Genomic DNA, 20,118 nt, shown 5'->3' on the forward strand with positions numbered 1-20,118 from the left:
GTTTTCAGGCGGCATGCAGGGCGAGCGGCGCACCCGGCCGAGCGCGTGTCAGGCGCCTGTTAAAGCTTATTGCACCGCTCGGTAAAATGCACCCGCTTCGTGCTATAAACACCCCGGTAGATCCGGGGTGTTTTGCTTTGTGGAGGTCGACGTGGCGCCAGCGGGATGGTTCTGGTGGGTCGGGGCGGGTGTGCTTGTCGTGCTGGAACTGATCAGCGGCACGTTCTATCTGCTCATGATCGCGTTGGGCTTTGTGGCGGCTGCCATCGCGCACCTCATGGGCGCCGCCGCCGACGCGCAGTTCGCGCTGGCGGCCGGCGTGGCGCTCGCCGCGGTGCTGTTGCTCCGGCGCTCCGGTTTTGGCCGCAGAACGCGCAAGGAGGCGTCGAAGAACCCGGACGTCAATCTGGACATCGGTCAGACGCTGAGCGTGCCGGCGTGGCACGAGCGCCGGGCGCGCGTCGATTATCGCGGCGCGGCATGGGACGTCGAACTGGCCGCGGGCGAGCCGGAAGACGCGCAGGTCTACGAGATCACGGAGCTGCGCGGCAGTTGTCTGATCGTCGTGGCGAGCCCGCATGCGAGGCGCAAGCAAAAGGCGACGGCGACCTGAACGTTTGCAATGCACACAACGATTCGAACAAGAACCGGAGGACATTAATGGATTCGACCATCATCGGGGCGGTGTTTTTAGTCATCGTGATCGTGCTGGCGGCGCAGACCATCAAGATCGTGCCGCAACAGCATGCGTGGGTGCTGGAGCGGCTCGGCCGCTATCACCGCACGCTGACGCCGGGCTTGAGCTTCGCGTTTCCCTTCGTCGACCGGATCGCGTACAAGCACATCCTCAAGGAGATTCCGCTCGAAGTGCCGAGCCAGGTCTGCATCACGCGTGACAACACGCAGTTGCAGGTGGATGGCGTGCTGTATTTTCAGGTTACCGATCCGATGAAGGCCTCGTACGGGTCGAGCAACTTCGTGTTCGCGATCACGCAGTTGTCGCAGACCACGCTGCGCTCCGTGATCGGCAAGCTGGAGCTCGACAAGACGTTCGAGGAGCGCGACTTCATCAACCACAGCATCGTGTCGTCGCTGGATCAGGCCGCGGCGAACTGGGGCGTCAAGGTGTTGCGCTATGAAATCAAGGACCTCACGCCGCCCAAGGAGATTCTTCACGCGATGCAGGCGCAGATCACCGCCGAGCGCGAGAAGCGCGCGCTGATCGCGGCGTCCGAAGGGCGCAAGCAGGAGCAGATCAACATCGCCTCGGGCGGCCGTGAAGCGTCGATCCAGAAGTCCGAAGGCGAACGGCAGGCCGCGATCAACCAGGCGCAAGGCCAGGCGGCGGCGATCCTGGCGGTGGCCGAAGCCAATTCGCAGGCGATTCAGAAGATCGCGGCGGCAATCCAGTCGAATGGCGGGATGGAGGCGGTGAACCTCAAGGTGGCGGAACAATACGTGAACGCGTTCGCGAACCTGGCGAAGCAGGGCACGACGCTGATCGTGCCGGGCAATATGTCGGATATGAGTTCGATGATCGCCTCGGCGCTGACCATCGTGAACAAAGGCAAGGGCGCGACCGACGTGCGGTGAGTTCGTCGCGGGTGAGCCTGTCAGTGCACGGCTTGGTCCGCAGAAAAAAGAATGGCCCGCGCGGTGTGCGGGCCATTTTTCATTGAGCGCCTGCTTGTGGCGCCCGTCGTCAAGCCTGGATCAGCTCGGCGAGCGCATCAGGCGCGCCTTCTCGCGCTCCCAATCGCGTTTCTTCTCGGTTTCGCGTTTGTCGTGCTGCTTCTTACCCTTGGCGAGACCGATTTCGCATTTGACGCGGCCGCCCTTGTAGTGGAAGTTCAGCGGCACGAGCGTGTAGCCGCGCTGCTCGACCTTGCCGATCAGCTTGCTGATCTCCTCGCTGTGCAGAAGCAGCTTGCGCGTGCGCACGGGGTCCGGGTGGATGTGGGTCGAGGCTTCGGGCAGCGGGCTGATGTGCGTGCCGATCAGGAACAGTTCGTTATTGCGGATAACGACATAACCCTCCTTGATCTGGCCGCGCCCGGCGCGTAGCGCCTTGACCTCCCATCCTTCGAGCACGAGCCCTGCTTCATAGCGTTCTTCGACCGAGTAGTCGTAGAAGGCTTTTCTGTTGTCGATGATGCTCATGAATGGAAAGTGCCCAACTCGTTTAAAATCACGATTTTAGCAAAGCGGGGCAAGGAAAGCCCGCGGCGCTTGTCCACCCTTGCCACGTGCTGTTCAATTTATGGCAGATGTCCAGAAAACCGTGTTGATCCGCCATTCGGCGGAACAGATGTTCGACCTCGTTACCGACGTCGCCGATTACCCCAACTTCCTGCCCTGGTGCGGAGGCGTCGAAATCCGCCGCCAGGACGAAACCGGCATGGAGGCGAAGATCGATATCAACTTCAAGGGCATCAAGCAGCATTTCGCCACGCGTAACAGCATGGAGCGGCCCACACGCATCGATATGGAATTCGCGGACGGCCCGTTTCGCAAATTCACCGGTTTCTGGCGCTTCACGCCGTTGCGCGCCGACGCCTGCAAGATCGAATTCGCGCTGCACTACGAATTCACCAACATCATTCTCGAGAAGATCATCGGACCGGTGTTCAATCACATCGCCAATACCTTCGTCGAATCGTTCGTGAAGCGCGCCGACCAGCGCTACGGTAAGGCATGAGCGCGCGGCTGTCGATCGAAGTCTGCTACGCGAGCGCCACTGAGCAGACGCTGATCGCGGTTGATTTGCCGCGGGGCGCGACGCTGCGGCAGGCGATCGAGGCGAGCGGCATCCTGCAACGCTACCCGCGGATCGATCTCGACACGCAGAAAGTCGGCGTGTTCGGCAAACTCAAGCCGCTCGATACGGTGCTTGCCGACCACGATCGCGTCGAGATTTACCGGCCGCTGCTGGTGGATCCGAAGGTGTCGCGTCAACGGCGCGTCGAAAAGACGCGCAAGGCGGGCTCGATCGAGGGCCGCCGCTGGCAGAACAAGGATTCGCGTTAGACCGGTCCGCGGCGCCTGCCGCGCCCCGCCTCAAGGCGCCGCGATCCTTGCCTCGTCCCGCGCCTTGTCCCCAAGCGACGCCGCCCCGGACGAATCATCATCCGCATGCTGGCGCACCGACCAGCAGACCCCCGCCACCAGCAGCAAAATCGCCGCGATTTCCAGCGGACGCGGCAGGCGCTGATCGTAAATGAACGCGTAGAGCAGCGCGAACAGCGTCTCGAACACGATCATCTGACCCGAGAGCGTCAGCGGCAGTCGTTTCGACGCGGCGTTCCACAGCCCGTTGCCGAGCCACGACGCGCCGACGGCAAGCCCGAGATTCAGCATCCAGAAGGTATGCCAGCGGCCGTCCGCGAGTTCGCCTTGCAGGCCGTCCGACGGCAGCACGCCGATCACGAGCCACAGCGCCGCGCCGAGCGCACCCGTCACCACGCCCCACAGCACCGACCATTCGTTGCCGCTGAAATGCGTCTGACGCTGCAGGTAGCGGGTGTTTTCGACCGCGAACCACGTCCAGCATCCCAGCGCGCCGACTGCGCAGGCGAGTCCGATGAGCCTGGTGGCGACGCTCGCCGGCGTGCCGTCCGCGACCGTGAACACGTCGACATTGATGCAGCCGATGCCCGCCATCACCATCGCGAGCGGCCATGCGAGGCGGGCGAGCGGCACCGCGCCGCGATCGCGCCGGCCGAGCAGCGTGACCGTGACGGGCAGCACGCCGACGATCAGCGACGCCGGCGCGATGCCAATCAGATGGACGGCCGCTGTCAGCAGCAGGTAGTAGAGCAGGTTGCCGACCACTGCGAGCTTGACGAGCGCGCCGAGATCCTCGCGAGTGAGGCGCGTGACGAGCGAGCGCATTACCGGCAGCGCGGCGGCCAGCGAGACGAGGCCATACATCGTGTAGCGCCCGGCAGAGAGCAGCAGCGGCGAAAAGTCGGGCAGCACGCGCGGCACCAGAAACACCATGCCCCATAAGGCTCCAGCCATCACTCCATATGCCACACCGCGCTGCATCGACTACCCCTGCCGGAAAGACTCGAATGGTCGGCAGAATAGCCCGGTGGCGGCGGGGCGTCTTGTTCAATTCTGCATTCGGCGCCGATGCGCCCGAACGCGCAAACGAAACCCGATCGAACCCGAGCCGAACAGCAAGGCGAAATCGCCGCGCCCAAAGTCACGAAAAAAATCGGCGGAAACTCGCTAAGCTGCTGTTCGTGCAGTGAAAACCAGGAGGTATCGCGTATAATTCGCTTTTGCGCCTATAGGATTTGCCATGCGTCTGATCCAAACAGCACTCACGTTCGATGACGTGCTCCTCGTCCCGGCCTACTCCGATGTTCTGCCGCGCGACACCAGCCTCAAGACCCGGCTGACCCGCAATATTTCCCTGAATATGCCGCTCGTGTCCGCCGCCATGGACACGGTCACCGAAGCACGCCTTGCGATCGCGATGGCGCAAATGGGTGGCGTGGGCATCATCCACAAGAATCTCACGCCGGCCGAGCAGGCGCGTGAAGTCGCCAAGGTCAAGCGCTTCGAATCGGGCGTCGTGCGTGATCCGATCACGGTGCCGCCGCAGATGAAAGTGCGCGACGTGATCGCGCTGTCGCGCCAGCATGGCATTTCCGGTTTCCCGGTGGTCGAGGGCGCGCAACTGGTCGGTATCGTCACGAACCGCGACTTGCGCTTCGAGGAGCGCCTGGACGAACCGGTGCGCAGCATCATGACGCCGCGCGAGCGCCTCGTCACCGTCAAGGAAGGCACGCCGCTCGCCGAAGCCAAGGCGCTGATGCACAGCCACCGCCTCGAGCGCGTGCTGGTCATCAACGAAGCGTTCGAACTGCGCGGCCTGATGACGGTGAAGGACATCACCAAGCAAACCGAACACCCGGACGCCTGTAAGGACGAACACGGCAAGCTGCGCGCGGGCGCGGCGGTCGGCGTGGGCGAAGACAACGAGGAGCGCATCGCGCTGCTGGCGCAGGCGGGTGTCGACGTGATCGTCGTCGATACGGCGCACGGCCACAGCAAGGGCGTGCTCGAGCGCGTCAAGTGGGTCAAGCAGAACTTCCCGCACGTCGAGGTGATCGGCGGCAACATCGCCACCGCGGCGGCGGCCAGGGCGCTGGTCGAATACGGCGCCGACGGCGTGAAGGTCGGTATCGGCCCCGGTTCGATCTGTACGACACGCATCGTGGCGGGCGTGGGCGTGCCGCAGGTCACGGCGATCGCCAACGTGTCGGAAGCGCTGAAGGGCACCGGCGTGCCGGTCATCGCCGACGGCGGCGTGCGCTTCTCGGGCGACGTCAGCAAGGCGCTAGCAGCGGGCGCGAACGCGGTGATGATGGGCAGCATGTTCGCCGGCACCGAAGAAGCGCCGGGCGACGTCTTCCTGTTCCAGGGCCGTCAGTACAAGTCCTACCGCGGCATGGGCTCGGTCGGCGCGATGAAGGACGGCGCGGCGGACCGCTACTTCCAGGACAACTCCGCGAACATCGACAAGCTGGTGCCGGAAGGTATCGAGGGCCGCGTCGCCTACAAGGGTTCGGTCAACGCGATCCTGTTCCAGTTGATCGGCGGCGTGCGCGCCAGCATGGGCTACTGCGGTTGCCGCACCATCGCGGAGATGAACGAGAAGGCCGAGTTCGTGCAGATCACGGGCGCGGGCTTGCGCGAGTCGCATGTGCACGACGTGCAGATCACCAAGGAAGCGCCCAACTATCACGTGGACTAAACGCCAATGAAGCCATTGCTGCGTGCTGTACTCATCCTCGATGCGTTGCTGTTGCTTGCGTTCGGCCTGCTGTTCGTGCTGACGCCCTGGACTTCGTTGTACAACGCGCTGCTTCTGGTGCAAACCCAGCCGGCTCTGGTCGGCCAGGGGTTTGGCGTGGCGCTGATCGGGCTCGGCTGGCTGGCCTTGCACGCGTCGATCGACGGGGCGCTCACTTCGAGTGTCGCGAGAGTCGTCGGGCACGTGAACTGGTTGACCGGCGTGCTGATGCTAGTCTGGCTGCTCGGTTTGCATACGCCGTCGCTGACCGGTTTCGGGCAGATCGTGGCGGTGCTGACGGGTGTGGTGCTGCTGGTGATCGGCCTGGGCGGCGTGCGTTTATCGAGCGCGGTGCGGCGGCGTGAAAAGGCGCGCTTGGCTGAAGCCGCCGCTGCCGAGCGCGCCGAGCGCCAAGCGGCGAAAGATGCCGCGAAAGACGCCGCCTACAAACGCGAACCCGGGAGCGGGGCCGCTCCCGTCACGGCGGGCTTTCCGGTCTACCGTGCGGAGCCGGTGATCGAGCCGGTCATGCCGGCTACGCGGCCGGTGAGTCCGGCTACGGGTGCGCCGGTCGATCCAGCGGTCGACGAACCGGGTAGGCCTGCGGCCGAGCGTGCTGTACGCGCTGAACATGCAGCGAGGGCCGCCAGTTCCGAGGCTACGAGCGCACGCGACGAGGCCCGCAACGCCGCCGCCGACGCGCCGGGTGCGCCCCGCCCGCCGTTTCATGGCTGAGGCGCCGGACCGCCCCGTCCTTCGAAGCTACCGGATTCGTTCGCGCGTGCCGCAAATCACTGCCTGCGGCGCCGGCCACGCCAGCGCGCATCATCGTTACGTTTCATGCTCGACCGTTCCCACGTGGACCGCTTTGAATTCAACGCCGCGCCTCGTGCGCGGCATTCCGTATCCGTTCACTTTTGACTCCGTCCGCTGCCATGCATGACAAGATCCTGATTCTCGACTTCGGTTCGCAAGTCACCCAACTGATTGCACGTCGCGTTCGCGAAGCCAACGTGTACTCGGAAATTCATCCGTACGACGTCGACGCGTCGTTCATTCGCGATTTCGCGCCGAAGGGCGTGATCCTGTCCGGCGGCCCGAGCTCGGTCACCGAAACGGACACGCCGCGCGTGCCGCAAGCGGTGTTCGAACTCGGCGTGCCGGTGCTCGGCATCTGCTACGGCATGCAGGCAATGGCCGAGCAACTGGGCGGCAAGGTCGACATCGGCCACCTGCGCGAGTTCGGCTATGCCGAAGTGCGCGCGCGCAACCATACGAGCCTGCTCGAGGGCATCAGCGACTTCACCACGCCGGAAGGTCACGGCATGCTGAAGGTGTGGATGAGCCACGGCGACAAGGTACTGGAAATGCCGCCGGGCTTCGCGCTGATGGCGTCGACGGAATCGTGCCCAATCGCGGCGATGGCCGACGAAAAGCGCCATTTCTACGGCTTGCAATGGCATCCGGAAGTCACGCACACCGTGCAGGGCCGCGCGATGCTCGAGCGCTTCGTGCTGCGGATTTGCGGCGCCAGGCCCGATTGGGAAATGGGCCATTACATCGACGAAGCCGTCGCGAAGATTCGCGAGCAGGTCGGCAACGAACACGTGATCCTGGGGCTGTCGGGCGGCGTGGATTCGTCGGTGGCGGCGGCGCTGCTGCATCGCGCGATCGGCGATCAACTGACCTGCGTGTTCGTCGATCACGGCCTGTTGCGCCTGAACGAAGCGGAGCAGGTGATGGCGACGTTCGCCGATCACCTCGGCGTGAAGGTGATTCACGTGGACGCCAGCGATGTGTTCCTGAGAAAGCTCGCCGGCGTGAGCGATCCGGAAGCGAAGCGCAAGATCATCGGCGCGGAGTTCGTCGAGGTGTTCCAGGCCGAGGCCGGCAGGCTCACCGACGCCAAGTGGCTGGCGCAAGGCACGATCTATCCGGACGTGATCGAATCGGCCGGCAAGGGCAAGAAGGCGACGCAAACCATCAAGAGCCACCACAACGTGGGCGGCCTGCCTGAGACGCTGAATCTGAAGCTGCTGGAGCCGCTGCGCGAACTGTTCAAGGACGAAGTGCGCGAACTCGGCGTGAAGCTCGGTTTGCCGCCCGCGATGGTATATCGCCATCCGTTCCCGGGCCCGGGTCTGGGCGTGCGGATTCTCGGCGAAGTGAAGCGCGATTTTGCGGACCTGTTGCGTCGCGCGGACGCGATTTTCATCGAGACGCTGCGGACTTTCATCGACAAGGAAACCGGCAAGTCCTGGTACGACCTGACGAGCCAGGCGTTCGCGGTGTTTCTGCCGGTGAAGAGTGTCGGTGTGATGGGCGACGGGCGGACTTATGAGTACGTGGTGGCGCTGCGCGCGGTGCAAACGCTCGATTTCATGACCGCGCATTGGGCGCATCTGCCGCATGAGCTGCTGGGGCATGTGTCGAACCGGATCATCAATGAAGTGCGCGGGATCAACCGGGTTGTTTATGACATTTCGGGGAAGCCGCCGGCGACGATCGAGTGGGAGTGAATTGACGTCTTTCTAGGACTATCGCCATGCGCAGCGGTGAGCCCGCGTCGGCACACCCATCGCACCAACTGGGTCGTCATCGCCCACCGCATCGCAACAACAGAGACATCCATGCACGGCGCATGGAGAGTTGCCCGGGACGCGATGCGTTGAAAGCAGGTCGCGCAAGCCATGGCGGCTGGCGACCGTCACCCGGGCGCCGGCCATAAAGAGACGGTCAGCGATGCGCTTCGAACGGCTCCTCGCTGGCAACTGCCGCCATACTCCTTGTCGTCTTGCTATTAGGCGAGCCATCAAAATCCGGATTATCGGGTTGCATCATTGGACGTCTTGTCAGATGTAACCTGACGCATATACTTGCAATTGCCTGAGGGTAATCCGCTGCGCGGTGTGCGTGTCTCTGTACGACCGTATGGTGCCGTGTCCGGGGCGGCCGTTCACGCGTCAATCGCTCGGCGACGCGAAAAACCACAGCAATATTGCCGGAGACGGGCACATGAGTACGACTTTCTCATTCGAAGAGCCGCCCCGCATCATCGGGACCGTGACCAAGGTCTACTCGGGTTTGCTCGTCATTGGTTTTGCGCTCGTTCCGGCCTTCCTGATCGCTTATCTGGCGTTCTTTCAAGACCCGGGCCTGAAGTTCGAAAGCCACGCGTTCCACGAAATCGCGATCGCAGCGGCGACGCTCGAGGGGCTGTTTGTCACCTATGTGACATGGCGTTGTTATCTGTCGTCGGGTGAACCACTGTTGCGGTGGCTGACGTTAGGCTTTATGGGCTTCGTGCTGGTCTATGCGCTACACGGCGCGTTCACCGGCATGGCTCACCATCATATCTGGCTATTCCTGCTCTACGGACCGGCATCGCGCCTGGTGATGTCGGTGCTGCTGCTGGTCGGGCTTCTCTCGTATCACCGCCCGCCGGACGCGGTCGAGCGGCGCTCAAAGCCACGCCCGTGGCTGGCGTGGGTCGCCGTGTTCGTCCTGATCGACCTGCTCGTCGGACTCATTGCGACCTCGCCCATTGCGGGCAGCCTCGCCGTGCGGCTCTCGATGGAGGGCGGGGCGCTCGTCTTCTCGACACTGAACGTCATGGCGCTGATGCTGCGTCGCATTCGCTCGCCGCTAATGGTGATCTACGGCATCTCGATCACCTCCTTCGCGCTTGCGTCGCTCGCGTTCATTCTCGGCAAGCCCTGGAATCACATGTGGTGGCTCGCGCACGCGATCTTCGCCGCTGGATTTTTCCTGCTGAGTTACGGCGTCGTTCAGGCGTTTCGCACAACGCGGGCCTTTTCGACGATCTACACCCAGGAAGAACTGATGGCTCGCCTCGCCGAGGCGATGGCACGCACGGAAAACGCGCTGCAGGAGCTCCAACGCACCAATCACAAGCTCGAGCAACTCGCCGCGACCGATCCGCTGACGGGTGCCGCGAACCGGCGCGAGTTTATTCAACAGGTAGAGGCGGAAATCGCACGAGCCAGGCGAGGCGGTGCGCCGTTCTCACTGCTGGCGCTGGATCTCGACCACTTCAAATTGATCAACGACAACTACGGCCATCAGGTGGGGGACGAGGTGTTGCAGCGATTCGTGCAGAAATGCCTGAAGGCCATTCGCCCCTATGACGGCGTGGCGCGTGTCGGTGGCGAAGAGTTTATGGTGCTGCTGCCCAGAGCCGCGCTAGACGTGGCACGTTCGATCGCGGAGCGCGTCCGGGGTGCCGTGGCTACCGAGGAGTTCCATACTGGAACGGGCCGGGCCGTCGCCGTTACCGTCAGTGTTGGCATCTCCGAGTTCGGCCGCGACGGCGACACCATCGACACTCTCTTGCGAGTCGCCGACGAGCGACTCTATCAGGCCAAGCACGCTGGCCGCAACCGCGTGGTGGCACGATAGCAGCGGTTGGCTATCCATCGCTGTAGCAGCTTGCAATCGACGGCGGCCATGCCCGTAATCAGCGCAGTTATCGGCTCAGAATAGCTGCAGCTGAGATGGTCCCCGCTTGAAGGGCCGGTGTCCGCGCGCAGCCGACGTCGGACCGTCCGGATGAAAGCGGGAGTCGACGACCGCTCCTGGCCGGTTATCGCCGGATGGTCCCGCGGGCCGGGGACTGCGAACAGTCGGCATGAGATGCTATGACGAGGTTTTTGTGTGCTACAGCACCGGCGATAGCTCACGGACGAATGGTAGGCGCAAGGCCCGTCAGATATGGGCTGCTACCGCTTCGCAAAGACCTGGCAAAGTGACGTTGAACGGCTCAGTACGGACCAGGTTGGCGTCACCTGCAGAACGCGTGCGGCGGCTGCACAGCATAGCTTGTGACGGGTTCCTCCCGGTGGTGATGTCATTCTCCCGCCGCTTCTCCCGCTGCTGTCGCGCTTCTTTCCCAGCAGCGGGATACAGCAAATTACTTACCAGCTGTAACCGACGCCAGCGCCTGCTCCAACCGAGCCGTGACCCGAAACAGCGGTCGTGATCGAGCCTTTGAGCATCCCAGATTCCGGTCTAGCTGACTTAGGGCAATACTCGTCCTTGATGAGATCCGGCAAGGCGGCTTCGAAGCCATCGTCCTTGACACATCGGTGTTCGACGCACAGCAGCTTCGCCTTGAAACCGATCCGTCCGGCGGGTCGCGCAGTTCCACGACGGCGCGATTCGGGTGCGGTCCCTTCCCACAGGCTCTTGTCGACCACGAAGAGCATCCGTCCTTCTGCCATTGACTGTTGTCGCAGGGACAACACCGTGGGTTCCCTCGCAGGGCTACCGCCGCAAGACGGCCGCTCTTACGCTTCGTTCCACGGTGACGGCACATGCTGTCTGATCCAGGCCGTCAAACGATGCGCCCGCGATTCCAGTGCTGCCCCGGATTGCCGGGTGGGCGCGAGATCGAACGGGTCGACGTGTAGACGGCGATCTGCGCCTGGCGTGTCCGTTTGCTACGTGTCCGGCAAACACGGCGGCAGTCCGCAATTACCCATCGAAGATTTCCCCTGGCCAACCATCGCCAGGCGACGGCCGGCGGGGGACGCCGTCCATTCTTCGACAAGTCGTTCCCCGATGCGCTTGCGCAAAGGCATCGGTATGCCGGAAGTCATCGTTCGCGAAGATCGTTGCTGTTTTGTAGGTCCCGAACTCGTTTTCATCACGCAACTGGAGAAACATCTCGTGTTAAAGAAATTATTTTCAACCGTTGTCTTCTCGGCGGCGGCTTTGCTCTCGGCGCCGACGTTCGCTGCGGACGAATTCCCCGTTCCGGCGGGATTTGCCAGCGACTATCAGACGGTCGATGGCGTTCGCCTGCACTACGTCAAAGGCGGCAGCGGGCCACTGGTGTATCTGGTGCATGGTTTCGGCCAGTCGTGGTACGAGTGGCATCAGTTGATGCCGGTGCTTGCGAAGGACCACACCGTGGTGGCGGTCGATTTGCCGGGCTTGGGGCAGTCCGGCGTTCCGGCCTCGTATCGCGCCACCGACGTTGCTCCGTTGCTTTATCAATTGGCGGAGAAATTCAGCGGTGGCCGGAAGTTCGATCTGGTGGCGCACGACATTGGCATCTGGAATACGTATCCCATGCTGGTTCGGCATCAGGACAACATTCGGCGTGCCGTCTACATGGAGGCTCCAATTCCCGATGACAGCATCTATAGTTTCCCCGCCTTTACGTCCAAAGGTGAATCGCCGGTCTGGCACTTCAGTTTCTTTGATGCCGATGGCCAGCTTGCGGAAACGCTGATCACCGGCAAGGAACGCTTTTTCCTGGAGTACTTCGTCAAGGTGCATGCCGCCAACAAGGCGGTGTTCACGCCGCAGCTTCTGGACCTGTACGGCAAGTCATATGCGAAACCGCAGAGTTTGCATGCCGCGTTCGAGTACTTCCGCGTGCTGAATCAGGACGTACTCGATAACAAGCAGCTCTCCAGGCAGAAAATAGAGATTCCGATGCTGGCGATTGGCGGCGGCGGAAACGGTGGAATGGGCGAATACGAGAACCAGACGGTCAGCCGCTATGCGGACCATGTCACCGGCAAAGTGCTTCCCGATTGCGGCCATTGGTTGCCGGAGGAATGCGCAGGCCCGTTGAACCAGGCTGTAGTGGATTTCCTGAACACGCCTTGAACGGCTATCCGCCTAGGCAAAGCAGGAGCGAGACAATGGCGTTTCGACACCACCGCGTTTTCTGGCTGTAGTCGAAGCACTCCATTCGGACCCGTGAAGACAGTGAAAAGACCCACGCGAGGCTCCGCAATGATTGCGCTGCCTGGTTCATCGCAGGACCAGGTGTTGGTCGACGTTGCCGGCTCCTCGTAGCGGTTGCGCGGTGGGACGAAACCTTGACGCCAACGGCCCCAGCATGGAGTTGCTCGGCGCCCAGCGCCTCCTGAGGCAGCCACATCCCCGCAGACCGCACTGCTTCTAGTTCTGCAGCCAGTTCGGCGCCGAGCCAGGCAGCCGCCAGTCCTGCTACATAGGTTGCACACTCGGTCTCGACCTCCGCGCCTTCCTCACGCCGCTCTAATAGCAGGGCGAACACCGCGTTCAGGTCGTACACGCTCGGCCACACCGGCGGGTATAGCGCATTGGCGGGATGAGGCGCCTTCGCCCATCGCAATGGCGGCTCCTCAAACGAAACCATCGTCGAATGCCCCGGTTCTCGAGGAACGGGCGCGCCACTTCGCTGGCGTCATGCCTACCTGCCGTTTGAACACCCGCTGAAACGCGGCTTCCGATTGATATCCCACCGCTTCGCCAATCTCGGCGACAGACATCCCCGTTTGCGCCAGTTTGCGTCCAGCGAGCGCCATGCGAATTTCGGTGAGCACGTCGCTCGCCGAGCGGTTGATGGCTTCTTCGAAGTGGCGTGCGAACGTGGCGCGCGACATGTGACAGAGTTCAGCCAGCTTCGGCAAAGTCCACGGCTTCCCGGGTTCGTCGAACATCGCGGCGAGAGCCGGTTGCAGGCGCTGACGCTGCGCAAGCGCAAGCAGGCCGCGCGGCGCTTGATCGGTATCGGAAGCGCAGCGCAGGGTCAGCGCAAACAGCGCGCCCGAAAGCTGATTCACGACCGTCGCGCTGCCCGGGCGTTGCTCGAACGCTTCCTCGCGCATCAATTCAATGAGTCGGGCAAGCCGGGTTGCTGCAAACGCGGCGTCGCGCGCCTGTCCGTCGCCCTCGCTCACGCTGCTCACCAGCAAACGTCCCGGCAGATGGTCGCGCAGCAGTTGCTGCGGCACGGCCGGCAGCACGAAGCGCCCGCACAACACATCGGCGCCCTCGCGTGCGTTGCCGTTCGTGGCAATGGTCAATCCGTCCTTGTGCCGCTCGCGTGCCGCCCGGGGGGGCTTGCCGCTGCCGTCGTGCAAGCTGTGAGCGCTGCCGGAGGGAAACAGCACGATATCGCCGGCTTTCATGCGAAGCGCCGGTTCGCTGTTCTCTCCTGTGTCGCTTTCGACGACAGCCTCGCCGCGCAACAGCACGTGATAGGGGAATTCCCACTCGTTCGACTCGGGATGGTCGATGCGCCACGGCGAGCCGAAGTGGCACCGCACATCCAGCCGTCCGGTGACCGGCATCAGCGAAAGCAGTCGGTCCAGCAGTTCCATATGAGACGTTTGAGCATGAAGTTGCGGAAGTATGGCATTAAAGAACTCGCCGCAGATCCCTACACTGACTCCCGTGCCATACGACATGGCTAAGCAGTTCAACCCTCAACCCTGAAGGAAGGAGTCGATCATGTCCCGTCTGACCACCATTCGCCCTGAAGAAGCAACCGGCGCGGCCGCTGAAGTGTTCGCGAAGATCAAGAAGGCTGTGGGCAAGGTACCCAATGCGTACGCGACCGTCGGCACGCACAGCCCCGAAGCGCTCGGCGCGGCGCTCGCGTTCGACGCAGCGGTGGCTGCCAGCACGCTTGGCAAGGCGGACATCGAAGTGATCAAGCTGGCCGTCAGCGAACACGTGGGCTGTGACTACTGTGTCGCCGCGCATACGTTGATGGGCAAGCTCGCCGGGCTGTCGAGCGATGACATGAAGCACGTGCGTGCCGGCGTTGCAACGGGCGACGCGAAGCGGGACGCGCTGGTGACGTATGTGCGTACGCTGGTCGGTACGCGCGGCACGGTGCCCGAAGCGGTCGTCGATGCGGTGCGCGCGGCGGGTTACACCGACCGCCAGATCATCGAAATCAACCTCGCCATCGCGTCGATTACGTTCACGAATCTCGTGAATCGCGTGAACGACACGACGCTCGACTTCCCGGCAGTCAACTAACCCGTAGTTCCCGCACACAGCCTCGACAGGAGCGATCGCCATGCGCACCATTCGTACGGACGTCGCCGTTATCGGCGCAGGCACGGCCGGGCTGTCGGCCTACCGCAGCGCCAAAGCCGAAGGCCGCACGGCCATGATCATCGAAGGCGGTGAATACGGCACGACGTGTGCAAGAGTGGGGTGCATGCCGTCGAAGCTGCTGATCGCGGCGGCGGAAGCCGCGCATGCCGCGAGCCACGCCGACGCGTTTGGCGTCCGCGTCGAGGGGGTGCGGGTAGACGGCCAGGCGGCCATGGATCGCGTGCGCAGCGAGCGCGACCGCTTCGTCGGCTTCGTCGTGGACGGTGTCCACGCGTTGCCGGAAGCGGACCGGCTGATTGGCCACGTACGCTTCATCGACGACCGGCTGCTGCAAGCCGGCGCCTGGTTCTTTCGGGACGCTCAGACGTCGGACGCCTCGCGGGGCGACTACGGATACAGCCGGGCGGACGGAAATACCCGAGCACACAGGAAATCGACCAAGGCCCGGACTTTCGGAGAGGGATGCTTGCTGGCGGGCCAGAGCACGTGGAAGACGCCGGTGCGTTCCACGTGATCGACCAGAACGGTGCGCAACCGTCCATCCGCCAGCGGCTCCTTGATCGAGAATTCCGGCAGATAGGCGATCCCCAAGCCTTGTAGTGCAAAGCACACGCGCGTCTCGATGTTGTTACAGATCATCGAGGTCGGCAATGGCAACTCGGGCTCGCCGGCAGCACGGCGCAACGCCCATGTTTCCAGCTTGCCGCTGTTGGGAAAGCGGTAGTGCAAGCAGGTGTGCTCCAGCAGATCCGCAGGCACTTTGGGCGTACCTCGCCGCGCCAGGTAGTCGGGCGAGGCGACCAGCATCGAACGAAAGGCGCCCAGCCTGCGCGCGGACAAGCGCGAGTCCGTCGGGTCGCCGGTTCTGACCACGGCGTCGAAACCTTCCTCGATCACATCGACCAGCCGGTCGGTGAAGTCCAGGTCCAGCTCGATGGCCGGGTACTCGCGCATGAACTCGCCGAGCACGGGCAGCACCAGCGAACTGACCAGGGGCAAGCTGACCCGCAAGCGACCGCGCGGCAAAGCCGTGGCCTGCGACAGCTCCAGTTCCGCCGCCTCGATTTCAGCAAGGATGCGGCGGCTGCGCTCCAGGAACAGCGTGCCCTCGGCTGTCAGCGTGACGCTGCGCGTGCTGCGGTGGAACAGGCGCACGCCGAGCTTTTCTTCCAGCCGCGCCACGCTCTTGCCGATGGCGGATGCCGATACGCCCAGCAGCCGACCGGCCGCGACAAAGCTGCGTGTCTCGGCGACCTGCACGAACACCACGAAGCCGTTCAGGCTGTCCACCTCGTACCTCCATTGCGGACAAATAGTTCCGGTAAGAAAGGAACTGTACTCCAGTTTTTCTTTAATCGAAGACCTTCTATCGTGACGGGAATGTTCATTGATGAAAGGAAGTCCCCGTGACGATTGCCGCATTTCCGCTGCGCACAGGCGTCCCGCCCGCGTCTCTGTCCACCCGGATTCAGGCCGCGGTTCAACAGGCACTGGACGGGCGGCGCCTGGTCGGTGCCGTGGTACTGGTAGCCCGCGACGGCGAACTGATTCACCGCCAGGCCGCCGGCTGGGCCGACCGCGAGAGCCGTCGGACGATGACCGTGGATGCGGTCTTCCGTCTGGCGTCGGTGAGCAAGCCGATCGTCTCGACGGCGGCGCTGGTGCTGGTGGCGCAAGGTCGACTCAATCTGGATGACGGCATCGACCGCTGGTTGCCCGAGTTCCGGCCACGGCTGGCCGATGGCCGACCTGCGCGGATCACTACCCGGCAATTGCTCAGCCACACGGCGGGGCTGGACTACCGCTTCTTCGAGGCTGATGCGGACGGCCCTTATGCGCGGGCCGGCGTGTCGGATGGCATGGATGCGTCCGGTATCAGTCTGGGAGAGAACCTGCGCCGCATCGCCACCGTGCCGCTGCTGTACGAACCGGGCACGGCCTGGGGCTATTCGCTGGCAACCGACGTGCTGGGCGCCTTGATCGAGCAGGTGCATGGCGAGCCACTGGACGCAGCCGTGCGCCAGCTCGTGACCGGCCCGCTGGGCATGGCGGATACCGGCTTTGTCGCGCTGGATGCGCAGCGCGTGGCGACCGCCTATGTGAATGACGCGCCTCAGCCGCACCCGCTGGCGGAAGGCGAAATCGTTTCGCCCTTCGAGGGGGCGGTCGGTATCCCCTACAGCCCTGCGCGCATCTTCGATCCGCAGGCATTTCCTTCGGGTGGCGCGGGCATGGCGGGAACAGCCGAAGACTTCCTGCGCCTGCTGGAAGCCTTGCGCCAGGGTTGCGGTGCGCTCCTGCCCAACGAATTGATCGCGGAGATGGCGCGCGATCAGACGGGCGGTCAGGAACTGCCCAATGCGCCGGGCTTCGGCTTCGGGCTGGGGTTCTCGGTCTTGCGCGACCAGGCGTTGGCAGCTTCGCCCGAGTCTGAAGGCACTTGGCGTTGGGGCGGTGCCTACGGCCATGCCTGGTTCGTGGATCGGGTGCGGGGACTCAGCGTCGTCGCCTTGACCAACACGTTGTACGAAGGCATGTCGGGTCGTTTCGTCACCGATCTGCGCGATGCGGTCTACGGTGCCTTGGAGGGTGCGCGATGACTTCGGCAACTCAGGACCGCATGCCTCTCGCATCGCTGCTGGCGCTTGCCATGGCGGCTTTCATCACCATCCTGACCGAAGCGCTGCCGGCCGGTTTGCTGCCCCAGATGGCGCGGGGACTGGCCGTCTCCGAGGCATGGGTCGGCCAGACCGTCACCATCTATGCCATCGGCTCCCTGGTGGCCGCGATTCCGCTGATCGCCGCCACACAAGGGATGCGTCGCCGGCCGTTGCTGCTGGCCGCCATTGCCGGCTTCGCCATCGCCAACACAGTGACGACGCTTTCCACCAGCTATGCGCTGACCATGGTGGCGCGCTTCCTGGCGGGCGTCTCGGCGGGTTTGTTGTGGGCGCTGCTGGCCGGCTATGCCGCGCGCATGGTGCACGAGCACCAGCAAGGCCGCGCCATCGCGATCGCCATGGTGGGCACGCCGCTGGCGCTTTCGCTGGGCGTGCCTGCCGGCACCTTCCTTGGCGATCTGGTGGGGTGGCGCATGTGCTTTGGCATCATGAGCCTGCAGGCGCTGATGCTGATGGTCTGGGTGCGCCTGAAAGTACCGGACTTCGCGGGGCAGGCCGTGGGCAAACGCCTTTCGTTGCGGCATGTGTTCAACCTGCCGGGTATTCGCCCGGTGTTGTTCGTGGTGCTGGCCTTCGTCCTCGCACACAACATCCTCTACACCTACATCGCCCCGTTTCTGGTGATGGCCGGCATGGTGGACCGCACGGATCTGGTGCTGCTGGTTTTCGGCATCACATCGCTGCTGGGTGTCTGGATCATCGGCGTGCTGATCGACCAGTACCTGCGCGCACTGACGCTGGCGAGCACGGTCTTGTTCGGACTTTCGGCGTTGGTGCTGGGCATGGCAGGCACCGAGCCCATCGCCGTCTATGCGGCAGTGGGTGCCTGGGGACTGGCTTTCGGCGGCGCTGCGACCTTGTTTCAGACCGCACTTGCCAAGACGGCGGGCGATGCTGCTGATGTCGCGCAGTCCATGCTGGTCACTGCCTGGAACACGGCGATTGCCGGTGGGGGCATCGTTGGTGGCGTGCTGCTGGATCGTCTCGGTGTGGGGGCTTTCTCTCCTGCGCTGCTCATGCTGTTGCTGGCGACGCTTCTGGTGGCGTGGTCTGCCAGACATCACGGCTTTCCCGTGTCGGTGCGATGAAATCGGATGGAACTGCGCGACCTTCGTTGCTTCCTTGTCGTGGCTGAAGAACTCCACTTCGCTCAGCTCCGCTGAACGGCTGCACATCGAGCAGTCGCCGCTGTCGGGAGCGATCAAGGCAGTGACGATTCGCACCCGGCGCGCGCTTCTGTGCGATGCGAAGATGGCCAGGGTGGCGCTTCGATGTTCTCGTCAAGCGTGCCGCCAGACGCCGAAAGACTGGTATTGGGTAAAACACCTTTTGCGAGTATGCGGGGAAATTCCGCCTTATACGCCACGTGTCGTCCGCTGCTCCGCACTCACATACAAGTCGAACTACCGCCGCCGAGGAAATGCATTTCCAGCCCTCGCCGAATTTCAAATGCGCGGAGCAATCCGTAGCAAACCCGATTTCGATGTTTCTACCCCGTCTTTCGTCAACCTAAAATTGGACCCCTTTCAATCGATGACGTTGAACACGACAACAAGGGGTAACGATGAAACGAGTCGCTCTCGCCAGCGCCGCAGGCCTGTTTGCAATTGCACCACTCGCCGCTCAGGCGCAAAGCTCGGTCACGTTGTACGGGCTCGTGGATGCGGGCATTACCTATACGAACAACCAGAAGGGCGCGAGCAACTTCCAGCAGACGAGCGGCAAGTTGAGCGGCAGCCGATGGGGTCTCAAAGGCAGCGAGGACCTGGGCGACGGATGGAAAGCCGTCTTCACCATCGAGGGCGGTTTCCGTCCCAACGACGGCACGCTGGGCCAGGGCGGTCGTGAGTTCGGACGGCAGGCATTTGTCGGCGTCCAGAAAACGGGCATCGGCACGCTGACGTTCGGACGCCAGTATGAACCGCTCGCTGATCTCGCGGCGCAATACGCGGGCTCCGGTTTCTGGTCGCCGTCGACACACGTCGGCGATAACGACAACCTGAACCAGACTTTCCGCGTCAATAACGCAGTCAAGTTCCGCAGCGACACGATTGCCGGATTCACGGTGGACGGCCTGTATGCGTTCAGCAACCAGGCGAACGGCGGCAGCGGAACGGGCTTCGGCAACAACCGCGCGTGGGGCATCTCGGCGAACTACGTGAACGGACCGTTGTCGATCGGCGGCGGCTACGTGGTGCTGAATCATCCGGATACGACGTCGAACACGAGTGGTGCGGTCGGCGGCGCATCGACCACCACCGGCGACGACTACAGCGGCGCGTTTTTCTACGGACTGAACGGCGGCGTGCTGCGCCAGCAGATCGCCGTGGCGGGCACCAACTACGCATTCGGCCGCGCAACGGTCGGTTTCGCATGGAGCCATACGCAGCTCGACTACAACGACGGCTCGTCGCGCAAGTTCAACAACTACGATCTGAATGCGCGCTACCTGTTCACGCCCGCGCTGACGCTGATCGGCGTCTACACCTATACGGACGGCCGCGCGACCAACCTGCCGGGAACCAATGGCGCGAATCTGAAGCCGCGCTGGCATCAGTTCACGCTGGGTGTCGACTATGCACTGTCGAAGCGCACCGACGTGTATCTGTCCGGCGTGTATCAGCTTGCGGTCGGCGACGCGTCGACGCGGGTCGGCTCGGGCTACCGCACGATCGCGGCGATTGCCGATGCCGGCACCGCCTCGTCGACGAACCGTCAGGTCGCGGTGTTGTCGGGCTTGCGCGTGAAGTTCTGACGGGA

General features: G+C 63.4%; 18 protein-coding genes and 2 pseudogenes. 15 read left to right on the forward strand and 5 right to left on the reverse strand.

All coding sequences use genetic code 11. The features are described from left to right. The first annotated feature begins 151 nt into the window (after positions 1-151). On the forward strand, positions 152-613 hold the full coding sequence (locus BUE39_RS07370) for an NfeD family protein (RefSeq protein WP_073427996.1): 462 nt from the start codon (positions 152-154) through the stop codon (positions 611-613). A 47-nt stretch (positions 614-660) separates the two neighbouring features. Then, positions 661-1,593 (forward strand): SPFH domain-containing protein, encoded by a 933-nt coding sequence (locus BUE39_RS07375; protein ID WP_073427997.1) that lies wholly within the window; start codon positions 661-663, stop codon positions 1,591-1,593. A 120-nt stretch (positions 1,594-1,713) separates the two neighbouring features. On the opposite strand, the gene smpB is transcribed toward BUE39_RS07375, so the two are convergent. After that, the gene (smpB, locus tag BUE39_RS07380) at positions 1,714-2,160 is read right to left on the reverse strand and encodes an SsrA-binding protein SmpB (protein ID WP_073427998.1); all 447 of its coding nucleotides are present in this window, start codon (positions 2,158-2,160) and stop codon (positions 1,714-1,716) included. Between the two features lie 100 nt (positions 2,161-2,260). Between smpB and BUE39_RS07385 the strand changes: the two genes are divergently transcribed. Further along, positions 2,261-2,698, forward strand: a complete 438-nt coding sequence (locus BUE39_RS07385) for a type II toxin-antitoxin system RatA family toxin (RefSeq protein ID WP_073427999.1) — start codon at positions 2,261-2,263, stop codon at positions 2,696-2,698. After that, complete coding sequence (locus BUE39_RS07390) at positions 2,695-3,027, forward strand: RnfH family protein (protein ID WP_073428000.1); 333 nt, start codon at positions 2,695-2,697, stop codon at positions 3,025-3,027. The genes BUE39_RS07385 and BUE39_RS07390 overlap by 4 nt, the downstream gene beginning before the upstream one ends. 30 nt (positions 3,028-3,057) lie before the next feature. Here BUE39_RS07390 and BUE39_RS07395 read toward each other — a convergent pair whose 3' ends face one another. Beyond that, the gene (locus BUE39_RS07395; RefSeq protein WP_073428001.1) at positions 3,058-4,047 is read right to left on the reverse strand and encodes a DMT family transporter; all 990 of its coding nucleotides are present in this window, start codon (positions 4,045-4,047) and stop codon (positions 3,058-3,060) included. A 259-nt stretch (positions 4,048-4,306) separates the two neighbouring features. On the opposite strand from BUE39_RS07395, the gene guaB reads away from it, so the two are divergent. The 4 genes from guaB (at position 4,307) to BUE39_RS07415 (ending at position 10,225) form a co-directional block, all read left to right on the forward strand. After that, positions 4,307-5,767 carry an IMP dehydrogenase gene (guaB, locus tag BUE39_RS07400; protein WP_073428002.1) on the forward strand — a complete coding sequence of 487 codons (1,461 nt, stop codon included), beginning with the start codon at positions 4,307-4,309 and terminating at the stop codon, positions 5,765-5,767. 6 nt (positions 5,768-5,773) lie between these two features. Further along, positions 5,774-6,541 carry a hypothetical protein gene (locus BUE39_RS07405; RefSeq protein ID WP_073428003.1) on the forward strand — a complete coding sequence of 256 codons (768 nt, stop codon included), beginning with the start codon at positions 5,774-5,776 and terminating at the stop codon, positions 6,539-6,541. 200 nt (positions 6,542-6,741) lie between these two features. Further along, positions 6,742-8,325 (forward strand): glutamine-hydrolyzing GMP synthase, encoded by a 1,584-nt coding sequence (guaA, locus tag BUE39_RS07410; RefSeq protein ID WP_073428004.1) that lies wholly within the window; start codon positions 6,742-6,744, stop codon positions 8,323-8,325. 496 nt (positions 8,326-8,821) lie between these two features. Beyond that, positions 8,822-10,225: a GGDEF domain-containing protein gene (locus BUE39_RS07415; RefSeq protein WP_073428108.1), complete on the forward strand. Its 1,404-nt coding sequence runs from the start codon at positions 8,822-8,824 to the stop codon at positions 10,223-10,225. 515 nt (positions 10,226-10,740) lie between these two features. Here the strand turns inward: BUE39_RS07415 and BUE39_RS07420 are convergent. Next, positions 10,741-11,031: a hypothetical protein gene (locus BUE39_RS07420; protein WP_073428005.1), complete on the reverse strand. Its 291-nt coding sequence runs from the start codon at positions 11,029-11,031 to the stop codon at positions 10,741-10,743. A 379-nt stretch (positions 11,032-11,410) separates the two neighbouring features. On the opposite strand from BUE39_RS07420, the gene BUE39_RS07425 reads away from it, so the two are divergent. Next, positions 11,411-12,445 carry an alpha/beta fold hydrolase gene (locus BUE39_RS07425; protein WP_084561377.1) on the forward strand — a complete coding sequence of 345 codons (1,035 nt, stop codon included), beginning with the start codon at positions 11,411-11,413 and terminating at the stop codon, positions 12,443-12,445. Between the two features lie 503 nt (positions 12,446-12,948). Here BUE39_RS07425 and BUE39_RS07430 read toward each other — a convergent pair. Next, on the reverse strand, positions 12,949-13,929 hold the full coding sequence (locus BUE39_RS07430) for a cupin domain-containing protein (RefSeq protein ID WP_073428006.1): 981 nt from the start codon (positions 13,927-13,929) through the stop codon (positions 12,949-12,951). Between the two features lie 130 nt (positions 13,930-14,059). Between BUE39_RS07430 and BUE39_RS07435 the strand changes: the two genes are divergently transcribed. After that, the gene (locus BUE39_RS07435) at positions 14,060-14,596 is read left to right on the forward strand and encodes a carboxymuconolactone decarboxylase family protein (protein WP_073428007.1); all 537 of its coding nucleotides are present in this window, start codon (positions 14,060-14,062) and stop codon (positions 14,594-14,596) included. A gap of 40 nt (positions 14,597-14,636) precedes the next feature. Further along, positions 14,637-15,011, forward strand: a pseudogene (locus tag BUE39_RS07440) (FAD-dependent oxidoreductase); the annotation flags it as partial. A gap of 53 nt (positions 15,012-15,064) precedes the next feature. Here the strand turns inward: BUE39_RS07440 and BUE39_RS07445 are convergent. Beyond that, a complete protein-coding gene (locus tag BUE39_RS07445; RefSeq protein WP_073428008.1) occupies positions 15,065-15,967 on the reverse strand; it encodes a LysR family transcriptional regulator in 903 nt (300 codons plus the stop codon). Between the two features lie 116 nt (positions 15,968-16,083). On the opposite strand from BUE39_RS07445, the gene BUE39_RS07450 reads away from it, so the two are divergent. The 4 genes and pseudogenes from BUE39_RS07450 to BUE39_RS07460 all read left to right on the forward strand — a co-directional run bounded on the left by BUE39_RS07450 (position 16,084) and on the right by BUE39_RS07460 (position 20,113). Continuing rightward, positions 16,084-17,277: a serine hydrolase domain-containing protein gene (locus BUE39_RS07450; RefSeq protein WP_073428009.1), complete on the forward strand. Its 1,194-nt coding sequence runs from the start codon at positions 16,084-16,086 to the stop codon at positions 17,275-17,277. Further along, a complete protein-coding gene (locus BUE39_RS07455) occupies positions 17,274-18,446 on the forward strand; it encodes an MFS transporter (RefSeq protein ID WP_073428010.1) in 1,173 nt (390 codons plus the stop codon). The genes BUE39_RS07450 and BUE39_RS07455 overlap by 4 nt, the downstream gene beginning before the upstream one ends. Before the next feature lie 6 nt (positions 18,447-18,452). Then, a pseudogene (locus tag BUE39_RS35365) lies at positions 18,453-18,564 on the forward strand (LysR family transcriptional regulator); the annotation flags it as partial. A gap of 358 nt (positions 18,565-18,922) precedes the next feature. Then, on the forward strand, positions 18,923-20,113 hold the full coding sequence (locus BUE39_RS07460; protein ID WP_073428011.1) for a porin: 1,191 nt from the start codon (positions 18,923-18,925) through the stop codon (positions 20,111-20,113). Positions 20,114-20,118 lie beyond the last annotated feature (5 nt).

Source organism: Paraburkholderia terricola (assembly GCF_900142195.1).
GTDB lineage: Bacteria > Pseudomonadota > Gammaproteobacteria > Burkholderiales > Burkholderiaceae > Paraburkholderia > Paraburkholderia terricola.

Bases quoted from the DNA above. Each gene is read 5' to 3' on its own strand.
- guaB (WP_073428002.1), top strand. From the start codon at position 4,307: ATGCGTCTGATCCAAACAGCACTCACGTTCGATGACGTGCTCCTCGTC.
- BUE39_RS07420 (WP_073428005.1), bottom strand. From the start codon at position 11,031: ATGCTCTTCGTGGTCGACAAGAGCCTGTGGGAAGGGACCGCACCCGAA.
- BUE39_RS07395 (WP_073428001.1), bottom strand. From the start codon at position 4,047: ATGCAGCGCGGTGTGGCATATGGAGTGATGGCTGGAGCCTTATGGGGC.
- BUE39_RS07375 (WP_073427997.1), top strand. From the start codon at position 661: ATGGATTCGACCATCATCGGGGCGGTGTTTTTAGTCATCGTGATCGTG.
- BUE39_RS07385 (WP_073427999.1), top strand. From the start codon at position 2,261: ATGGCAGATGTCCAGAAAACCGTGTTGATCCGCCATTCGGCGGAACAG.
- BUE39_RS07460 (WP_073428011.1), top strand. From the start codon at position 18,923: ATGAAACGAGTCGCTCTCGCCAGCGCCGCAGGCCTGTTTGCAATTGCA.
- smpB (WP_073427998.1), bottom strand. From the start codon at position 2,160: ATGAGCATCATCGACAACAGAAAAGCCTTCTACGACTACTCGGTCGAA.
- BUE39_RS07390 (WP_073428000.1), top strand. From the start codon at position 2,695: ATGAGCGCGCGGCTGTCGATCGAAGTCTGCTACGCGAGCGCCACTGAG.
- BUE39_RS07405 (WP_073428003.1), top strand. From the start codon at position 5,774: ATGAAGCCATTGCTGCGTGCTGTACTCATCCTCGATGCGTTGCTGTTG.
- guaA (WP_073428004.1), top strand. From the start codon at position 6,742: ATGCATGACAAGATCCTGATTCTCGACTTCGGTTCGCAAGTCACCCAA.
- BUE39_RS07435 (WP_073428007.1), top strand. From the start codon at position 14,060: ATGTCCCGTCTGACCACCATTCGCCCTGAAGAAGCAACCGGCGCGGCC.
- BUE39_RS07415 (WP_073428108.1), top strand. From the start codon at position 8,822: ATGAGTACGACTTTCTCATTCGAAGAGCCGCCCCGCATCATCGGGACC.
- BUE39_RS07425 (WP_084561377.1), top strand. From the start codon at position 11,411: ATGCCGGAAGTCATCGTTCGCGAAGATCGTTGCTGTTTTGTAGGTCCC.
- BUE39_RS07455 (WP_073428010.1), top strand. From the start codon at position 17,274: ATGACTTCGGCAACTCAGGACCGCATGCCTCTCGCATCGCTGCTGGCG.
- BUE39_RS07430 (WP_073428006.1), bottom strand. From the start codon at position 13,929: ATGGAACTGCTGGACCGACTGCTTTCGCTGATGCCGGTCACCGGACGG.